The organism is Laspinema olomoucense D3b (assembly GCF_025370785.1).
Lineage (GTDB): Bacteria > Cyanobacteriota > Cyanobacteriia > Cyanobacteriales > Laspinemataceae > Laspinema > Laspinema olomoucense.
Genome location: NZ_JAMXFA010000081.1, coordinates 1 through 8,096 on the forward strand (window position 1 = coordinate 1; position 8,096 = coordinate 8,096).

Here is an 8,096-nt window from a genome sequence, read left to right on the forward strand (position 1 = left end):
CACCACCAGGAGGAATGCAACAACAACCACCACCAGGAGGAATGCAACAACAACCACCACCAGGAGGAATGCAACAACAACCACCACCAGGAGGAATGCAACAACAACCACCACCAGGAGGAATGCAACAACAACCACCACCAGGAGGAATGCAACAACAACCACCACCAGGAGGAATGCAACAACAACCACCACCAGGAGGAATGCAACAACAACCACCACCAGGAGGAATGCAACAACAACCACCACCAGGAGGAATGCAACAACAACCACCACCAGGAGGAATGCAACAACAACCACCACCAGGAGGAATGCAACAAGCACCACCACCACCACAACAGCAGCAACCGGGACAAGTGCAACCCAATGGCAACCTCGATCTCCTAAACAACCCAACCCCAGCGATCGCCCGTCCTAATGGTCCTGAGATTGTTTCTGCACCTCCTATTTTGACCATAGAACCCCTCCGTCCTCCATCTGGAGCGGGGGTACAATCGTCCATTACACTTGCGCCTGGTGGCCCAAATCCCAGCAATCCAGGGGCGATCGCCCCGCAACCTGCACCCAATACCCTACAACCTCCCGGGGAGAATTCCCCTCCCCCAGGCGGCAATCTGCCACCGGGACAAGTTCCACCGCCACCCATCCCCATGAATGTGGCAAATATTACCCAATCCTTAGAGGTGGGAAATGTCAGCAATGCTGTCTTACAACTCGATCGCCTTCAGGATCAGCAATTTGCCAATTATTTAGGGACCGATCTGTCTCAACAACCTGTCCAATCCACCGAAAGCATTCGGGATACCTTGGGAACCATTACCCAGCAAACCAACACCAACCCCGCGATCGTCTATACTTTATTATTGCCGGATCAATTAGAAATTGTCGTAGTTACAACGGAGGGAACTCCCATTCGGAAAACTGTTCCGGAAGCAAATCGGCAAGCAATCCTAGAAGCGGCATTTGAATTACGCCAGCAAATTTCTAATCCTCGCTTCCGGGGTAGCAATCAATATTTAATCCACGCACAAAAGCTGTATCAATGGTTAATTGCTCCTATTCAAGAGGAATTAGCAGCACAAAATATTGATACCTTACTTTTTAGTATGGATGCCGGGTTGCGGAGTCTTCCCATTGCTGCTTTACATGATGGGGAACAATTTCTGATTGAAAAATACGCGATCGCCCTAATTCCCAGCATCAGTTTAACCGATATGCGTTACATTCCCCTGCGCAACAGTCGCGTTTTAGCAATGGGTGCAAGTCAGTTTACCCAACTCAATCCCCTCCCTGCCGTCCCCTTAGAACTTTCCACCATTGCCGAACAACTCTGGCAGGGTCAAGCATTGCTCAATGAATCATTTACGCGCACCAATTTAATTGCCAAACGCCAAGAATATCCCTATCAAATCATTCATTTAGCAACTCACGCCGAATTTAACCCCGGTGAACAAAAGAATTCGTTTATCCAACTTTGGAACGAACAACTACACTTGGATGAATTACGCACCCTAGGATGGAACAATCCACCCGTTGAGTTATTGGTACTCAGTGCCTGTCGGACTGCCGTCGGTGATGAAACTGCTGAATTAGGATTCGCCGGTTTAGCTCTCGCTGCTGGGGTTAAATCTGCCTTGGCCTCTTTATGGTATGTTAGTGATGAAGGAACTTTGGCACTGATGACCGAATTTTATCAATATCTGGCAGAGGCACCGATCAAAGCTGAAGCGTTGCAAAACGCTCAATTATCTCTCCTCCGAGGAGAAGTCAAGATTGCCGAGGGTGAACTGCGCGGGACAGGAGTTTTGCGGGGGGTACAACTGCCTGCGGATTTAACAGGGGTGGAGAATACTGATTTATCTCACCCTTATTACTGGGCCGGATTTACTATGATTGGTAGTCCGTGGTAACGTTAAAATACAAGTCCAGACTTAATCGCAATTTGGAAGAAGGGGATGATTCTCACGATAACAGCAACTCACGAGGCCACTATGCGCACCCATGCGGAACGCACCTATCCCGAGGAGTGCTGTGGGTTGCTCTTAGGTGAGATCACCCCCCCAGGTAAAACGGTGGTGGAAGTCTGGGAAACTGAAAATGCCTGGAGTCCCGAAACCGCAGGGGAATTATCCGCCGCGACAACCTTGACAAAAGAGCGCCGATATGTTATACATCCAAAAGAACTACTGAGAGCGCAGAAACAAGGCCGCGATCGCCAGCTTAGAATTATCGGCATCTATCACTCCCATCCTGACTATCCCGCCATTCCCTCGGAGTGCGATCGCGAATATGCTTGGTCGGAATACTCCTATGTTATTGTCGCAGTAGAACAAGGCCAAGCCACCCAACTGACCAACTGGTCATTAGACGAAACCCATCACTTCCAACCCGAAACCCTTGTAATTGCAAAAGCTTAATCCTAAAAAGGGCAAGAATTCGCGCTTGGGCGTTAAGAAACTTTGCGGCGATCGCGCCGTGGCAAAAATTATCAACCAATTTCGATAAAATAGGTGTTTGCCCTGCCCAAGCAACACTGCCATGTTAAATCCCAATCTGGACGAAATCCAGTTAAACTCAGACGATTACGAACGCTACTCCCGTCATTTAATCTTACCCGAAATTGGAGTAGAAGGACAAAAGCGCCTCAAAGCCGCCAGCGTCCTTTGTATCGGGACCGGAGGTCTCGGTGCACCCTTGTTGCTATATTTAGCCGCTGCCGGTGTGGGACGCATTGGCATCGTCGATTTCGATGTCGTAGATACCTCCAACCTGCAACGGCAAGTCATCCACGGCACCTCCTGGGTCAACAAACCCAAAATTGAATCGGCTAAAAACCGCATTCTGGAAATTAATCCCTTCTGCCAAGTTGACCTCTACAACACCCGGTTAAGTGCAGAAAATGCTCTAGATATCCTCAAACCCTACGATATCGTCGTCGATGGCACCGATAACTTCCCCACGCGGTACTTAGTCAACGATGCCTGCGTCTTGCTGGATAAACCGAACGTCTACGGTTCTATATACCGCTTTGAAGGTCAAGCAACGGTGTTTAATTATCAAGGCGGTCCCAACTACCGCGACTTGTACCCGGAACCGCCACCGCCCGGAATGGTTCCCTCCTGTGCCGAAGGTGGCGTTTTAGGCATTCTACCGGGAATTATTGGGGTGATCCAAGCGACAGAAACCGTGAAAATTATCACCGGGACTGGAACTACCCTGAGCGGTCGGCTCTTGCTTTATAATGCTTTGGATATGAAATTCCGAGAGTTGAAATTGCGGCCCAATCCAGTTCGGCCCGTGATTGAAGAACTGATTGATTATGAACAGTTTTGCGGAATTCCTCAAGCAAAAGCAGCGGAGGCTCAACAACAAATGGCAATTTCAGAAATGACAGCCACTGAACTCAAGCAATTGATGGACAGTGGTGCAAAAGATTTTGTGCTGATTGATGTGCGTAACCCGAACGAGTATGAAATTGCTCAAATTCCCGGTTCAGTTTTGGTCCCTCTGGGGGATATTGAACAAGGAAAGGGAGTTGAGAAGGTGAAAGAATTGGCAAATGGTCATCGTTTGATTGCTCATTGCAAAATGGGCGGGCGATCGGCTAAAGCTTTGGGAATTTTGAAGGAAGCAGGCATTGAAGGAACGAACCTCAAAGGTGGAATTACCGCCTGGAGTCAAGAGGTGGATCCGTCGGTGCCGCAGTATTAAGGGATTCAAAAATTCCGGCTAGAATACTGGTTTTTTTACGCAGTGCGATCGCCCTCAAAAATACCGGGGGCGATCGCACCCACAAAAAACCCCCCAGATGTCCTGGAGGGTTAGGAAATGTGACATGAGGGCATGATTTTTTGAAGGTAACCCCTCCTGACATTCATCCAGCGATCTTTGAATGAATGCAAGGATTGAGGTCCGGTGTACTTAACTCTGACATAAGGACCAAACCACACTAAATCCGCCGAGGGCATTAGAGGGTGTCAGCGCTCTAATCCGGTGGCATTGCTTGCGTTCAGCTAGTGATTAATATAACCGGGCCATATTGCATTCGTATGAAAGCTGTATGAAGTTGGCGTGACAGTTACAAGCTATCCTCAGTCGGTTGGGTTGAGCCTGACTCCAGTCTAAAAATAATCGGGGCGATCGGCAACAATATCGGGCATTTTTTTGGTTATAGAGTGACTATCCTCAACTTGAATAGGGTAAATCTCTCCGATTGTCAACTATCTAGCGATAAATTTTTACTTGATCCCTGGAGGGAATTAAACATTTTAAAAAAAATGCTGATTTAATCCCCAAATCGGGAAAACTAAGAAGAGGAAGGACATAATCCAGTAGGATTAACCCTAATACCTTAAACCATCATTAACTGAGGATAATGCTATGTTAGGTCCCACATCTGAAGCCCAAAGACATCAATCAACCTCCCTGGAGGGGTCAGCAACCCCATCCCGGACCTATCGAACCGACTCTCGGACGGAAGTTTGTCCTTACAATGCTTGGGAGAAAGAAGAAATAGAAATGGAGAAAATGTTGCAGGATCTTCCCGATCGCCTTTCCTCCTTAGAAAGCTTCCGCGAACGGTCTACTCGGTGGTAAACTTATCAGTCAATTAACTGGAAAACGTTTGATTTTTGCCAACTCTTGCGATCGCTGGCCTCCCACAAACCTGAGTGCTACCCTATCTCATGGCAGAATGATACCCTGGATCGCCTCTCCCACCGATGAAACTGCTTCTCGTCTTTCCTTTCTCCTCGGTTGCGTATTCCGAATTCTGTTCCTGTTGGGTGACACACCTGAAACCCCAACAGGACACCATCCCAATCAACTATGACCTAGCATCACGGTCCCTCTACAGAATTTAAACCACTCACCCCACCGCCAACCGCTACAATTTGGGCTAGGGAAGTACAATATTGAATTCATGTCCGTATCATGACAGCAAGTCGTTCCGACAAAAATTGAGTTATAAAGCTAAAATTAGATAGATGAACCTGCCATCTTCCCCATTAGACCGAACTGAATGGAATGCTGAACTGTACGATCGCAAACATGGATTTGTCAGTCAGTATGGAACCGATTTATTAGAACTATTGCAACCCAAAAGGGGCGATCGCATCCTCGATTTAGGCTGTGGTACAGGTTATCTCGCCCAACAAATCGCCACCGCTGGCGCTGAAGTCATCGGCGTCGATCGGTCAGTTTCCATGATTGCTCAAGCGCGTCAATCCTATCCCCACCTCACATTTGAGGTCAAGGATGGCGAAAAATTAGACTTTTCTGAACAATTTGATAAAGTTTTTTCCAACGCGGCACTCCACTGGATGAAGGCAGCAGAAAACGTCATTGAGGGAATTTTTGAATCCCTCAAACCCGGTGGATTATTTGTAGCCGAATTTGGCGGGAAAGGAAATGTTCAGAAAATTATTCAAGCTTGCTATCGTAGCATAGAATCGGCAGGTTATCCCCTTGACATCAGGCTCAATCCTTGGTATTTTCCCAGTATTAGTGCATATACCACCCTGTTAGAAAATAGAGGATTTGAGGTTGAGTTTGCCCAATTGTTTGACCGTCCGACTCCGTTAGAAGATGGAGAAAATGGATTAAGAAATTGGATCGCCATGTTTGGAAATAGCTTATTTTCCCAAATTCCCCCGGAGGCACAAGGGGCAATTTTGGCCGATATCGAAACTCAACTGTTACCGCAATTGTATCGAGAGGGGACTTGGTTCGCCGATTATAAACGAATCCGAGTCAGAGCCCAAAAATTAGGGTAGCTTCCCCAAAAAATCCCACGGTTTTCTGCCGTGGGTGACGAGTTTGAACTAGGGGTTTTCCCTATGCATTGCCGCTTCGGTTGGGAAGAACCCAACAGAGTAAAGGGCAGTAAACGATGCTGAACATCGTTATAACTAGCAGGATCCATAAGCTGTTGATAATTTCAGGAGTCATGGTTTTATCTGGCTTCCCATCCCATCCGTTGTTAAATCAGATCAGACGCTTGCCATCCTCGAACTCAATAAGGGTATTAGGGGATCTGCTTTAATTATCGCCGATCGCCTCTCAATTTGTAGTAAAAATTACATAAAACTTTATATATTCATGATATGTAGCCAGCAAATACACTCCTATCAAGGGCCATAAAAATCGCCCTCCCCCGATCGCCGGAAGAGGACGAGATGTCCCAACACTAGCTCCAAATTCCTTTAAGTGCGCGCTAACAGAGGTGCCGCACTGAGCAAGGTTTTGGTGTAGGGATGCTGAGGATTCGTGAAAATCTCGCGGGTGTTGCCAAGTTCTACAATTTGCCCGGAATTCATCACCGCAATGCGATCGCAGAAAAACCGCGCCACCCATAAATCGTGGGTAATAAACAAATAAGTCAGGTCAAATTCCTGCTTTAACTCCAACATCAACTCCAAAACCTGAGTTTGGACGCTGGCATCTAACATACTCACCGGCTCATCACAAATCAGTAACTGAGGCTGAGTAATTAAAGCGCGGGCGATCGCCACCCGTTGCTGTTGACCCCCAGACAAATCCGAAGGATAGCGCTCATAAAACTCCGCTGCCGGAGTTAACCCCACCCGTTCCAACATCTGGATCACCAATTCTTTAGCTTTCTGCGGAGTCGCTAAATTATGAATAAACAGGGGGTCAGCAATGCTTTGTCCCACCGTCATCATCGGATTGAGACAAGCGTGGGGGTCTTGGAACACCATCTGGATCTGTCTGCGTTGCTGCTGCATGGACCGGCGGGACAGTTGGGTGAGTTCCTGACCTAAAAATTCCACCTGACCACCTGTGGGGGTCACCAGTTGCAAAATCGTGCGAGAGAGGGTACTTTTTCCACAGCCGGATTCACCCACTAACCCCAGAATTTCTCCTTTGTAAATCTGTAAATTGACCCCATCAACCGCTTTAATTGTCTGGTTTTGTTTCCCAGATAGCCAGCGATCGAGTAAGTTAGTTTCTAGGGTATAATGTTGCTGTAAGTCTTTCAGACAGAGCAGCGGGGTGGATTTGAGGTCCGGAGGAGTTTGTACCGCATCCGGGTCGATCGCCTGAATATGTAAAGCAGCTTTGAGCAGGGATTGTGTATAGGAATGTTGGGGATTAAACAAAACCTCTTGAGTTTTGCCGGTTTCCACCATTTCACCTTTATACATGACCGCAATGCGATCGCAATATTCCCCCACCATTGCCAAATCGTGAGAAATCAGCAACAGGGCCAAATCCCGGTCCCGACAGAGGCGAGTGAGTTCCTGTAAAATTTCTGCCGAAACCGTCACATCTAAACTGGTTGTCGGTTCATCAGCAACAATTAACTTCGGATCCAGCAACAGTGCCAAGGCGATCGCCACCCGTTGGCGCATCCCCCCACTAAACTCATGAGGATATTGGGACCATCGCGCTGCCGGAATCTTCACCGCCTCCAAAGTGGCGACTGCCTTCTCCTTGGCCTGTTTCCGGCTTAAATTCGGTTGATGCGCGTTCAGGGTTTCTATACAATGCTCCCCAATCGTCATCAGGGGATCTAGCCTAGTCATAGGGTCTTGAAAGATCAGGGCCACCGCTTCTCCCCGAAACCGGCGCAACTCCGATGGCGTCAAGTCAAACACGGACTGACCCTTAAAATAAACCTGTCCCTCCACCAAGCTAGAGGGAGACAACAATCGCATCGCCGCTCGTCCTAAGGTAGACTTACCGCACCCAGATTCTCCCACCAGTCCCATCCGTTCCCCCGGTGACAGGGTAAAGGACACCCCATTCACCGCCCAAACCGGCTCACTCCCACCCCCACCGCGTCCGGAAGGGTAAGCAACTCGCAGATTTTCTACACGAAATAAAGCGTCATTCATGGTTGTTGGTTGTTGGTTAGTTGATGGGAAATGGGGGAGTTTGGGGAGATAAGGGAGGTGGGGGGGATGGGGGAGGTGGGGGAGATGGGGGAGATAGGGGAGATGGGGGAGGTGGGGGAGATGGGGGAGATAGGGTAGATAGGGGAGGTGGGGGAGGTGGGGGAGGAAACGACTGAAGTCATGACTACAAAATTGCGTATCCTCCCCATCCTCCCCATCCGCCCCCGCCGCCCCCAC

8 protein-coding genes are annotated in these 8,096 nt (G+C 48.5%); 6 read left to right on the forward strand and 2 right to left on the reverse strand.

Annotated features, from left to right (window positions below; all coding sequences use genetic code 11):
• Positions 1-324, reverse strand: a 324-nt coding sequence (locus NG792_RS28555; protein ID WP_261237768.1) for a hypothetical protein, incomplete at its 3' end; no start/stop codon positions are given.
• On the opposite strand from NG792_RS28555, the gene NG792_RS28560 reads away from it, so the two are divergent.
• The 6 genes from NG792_RS28560 (at position 312) to NG792_RS28585 (ending at position 5,774) form a co-directional block, all read left to right on the forward strand.
• Complete coding sequence (locus NG792_RS28560) at positions 312-1,910, forward strand: CHAT domain-containing protein (protein WP_261237769.1); 1,599 nt, start codon at positions 312-314, stop codon at positions 1,908-1,910. The genes NG792_RS28555 and NG792_RS28560 overlap by 13 nt on opposite strands.
• 45 nt (positions 1,911-1,955) lie before the next feature.
• Positions 1,956-2,417, forward strand: coding sequence for a M67 family metallopeptidase (locus NG792_RS28565; protein ID WP_261237770.1), 462 nt, complete (start codon positions 1,956-1,958; stop codon positions 2,415-2,417).
• Between the two features lie 121 nt (positions 2,418-2,538).
• Positions 2,539-3,711, forward strand: coding sequence for a molybdopterin-synthase adenylyltransferase MoeB (gene moeB, locus NG792_RS28570; protein WP_261237771.1), 1,173 nt, complete (start codon positions 2,539-2,541; stop codon positions 3,709-3,711).
• Between the two features lie 669 nt (positions 3,712-4,380).
• Positions 4,381-4,596, forward strand: a complete 216-nt coding sequence (locus NG792_RS28575) for a hypothetical protein (RefSeq protein WP_261197314.1) — start codon at positions 4,381-4,383, stop codon at positions 4,594-4,596.
• A gap of 28 nt (positions 4,597-4,624) precedes the next feature.
• Positions 4,625-4,831 (forward strand): hypothetical protein, encoded by a 207-nt coding sequence (locus tag NG792_RS28580; RefSeq protein WP_261197313.1) that lies wholly within the window; start codon positions 4,625-4,627, stop codon positions 4,829-4,831.
• 154 nt (positions 4,832-4,985) lie between these two features.
• Entirely contained in the window at positions 4,986-5,774 is a 789-nt protein-coding gene (locus NG792_RS28585) for a class I SAM-dependent methyltransferase (protein ID WP_261237772.1), read from the forward strand.
• 429 nt (positions 5,775-6,203) lie between these two features.
• On the opposite strand, the gene NG792_RS28590 is transcribed toward NG792_RS28585, so the two are convergent.
• Complete coding sequence (locus NG792_RS28590) at positions 6,204-7,859, reverse strand: dipeptide ABC transporter ATP-binding protein (protein WP_261197311.1); 1,656 nt, start codon at positions 7,857-7,859, stop codon at positions 6,204-6,206.
• Positions 7,860-8,096 lie beyond the last annotated feature (237 nt).

What these genes read in the sequence shown, in the direction of transcription:
- NG792_RS28560 (WP_261237769.1), top strand. Translation starts at nt 312, where the DNA reads ATGCAACAAGCACCACCACCACCACAACAGCAGCAACCGGGACAAGTG.
- NG792_RS28565 (WP_261237770.1), top strand. Translation starts at nt 1,956, where the DNA reads ATGATTCTCACGATAACAGCAACTCACGAGGCCACTATGCGCACCCAT.
- moeB (WP_261237771.1), top strand. Translation starts at nt 2,539, where the DNA reads ATGTTAAATCCCAATCTGGACGAAATCCAGTTAAACTCAGACGATTAC.
- NG792_RS28575 (WP_261197314.1), top strand. Translation starts at nt 4,381, where the DNA reads ATGTTAGGTCCCACATCTGAAGCCCAAAGACATCAATCAACCTCCCTG.
- NG792_RS28585 (WP_261237772.1), top strand. Translation starts at nt 4,986, where the DNA reads ATGAACCTGCCATCTTCCCCATTAGACCGAACTGAATGGAATGCTGAA.
- NG792_RS28590 (WP_261197311.1), bottom strand. Translation starts at nt 7,859, where the DNA reads ATGAATGACGCTTTATTTCGTGTAGAAAATCTGCGAGTTGCTTACCCT.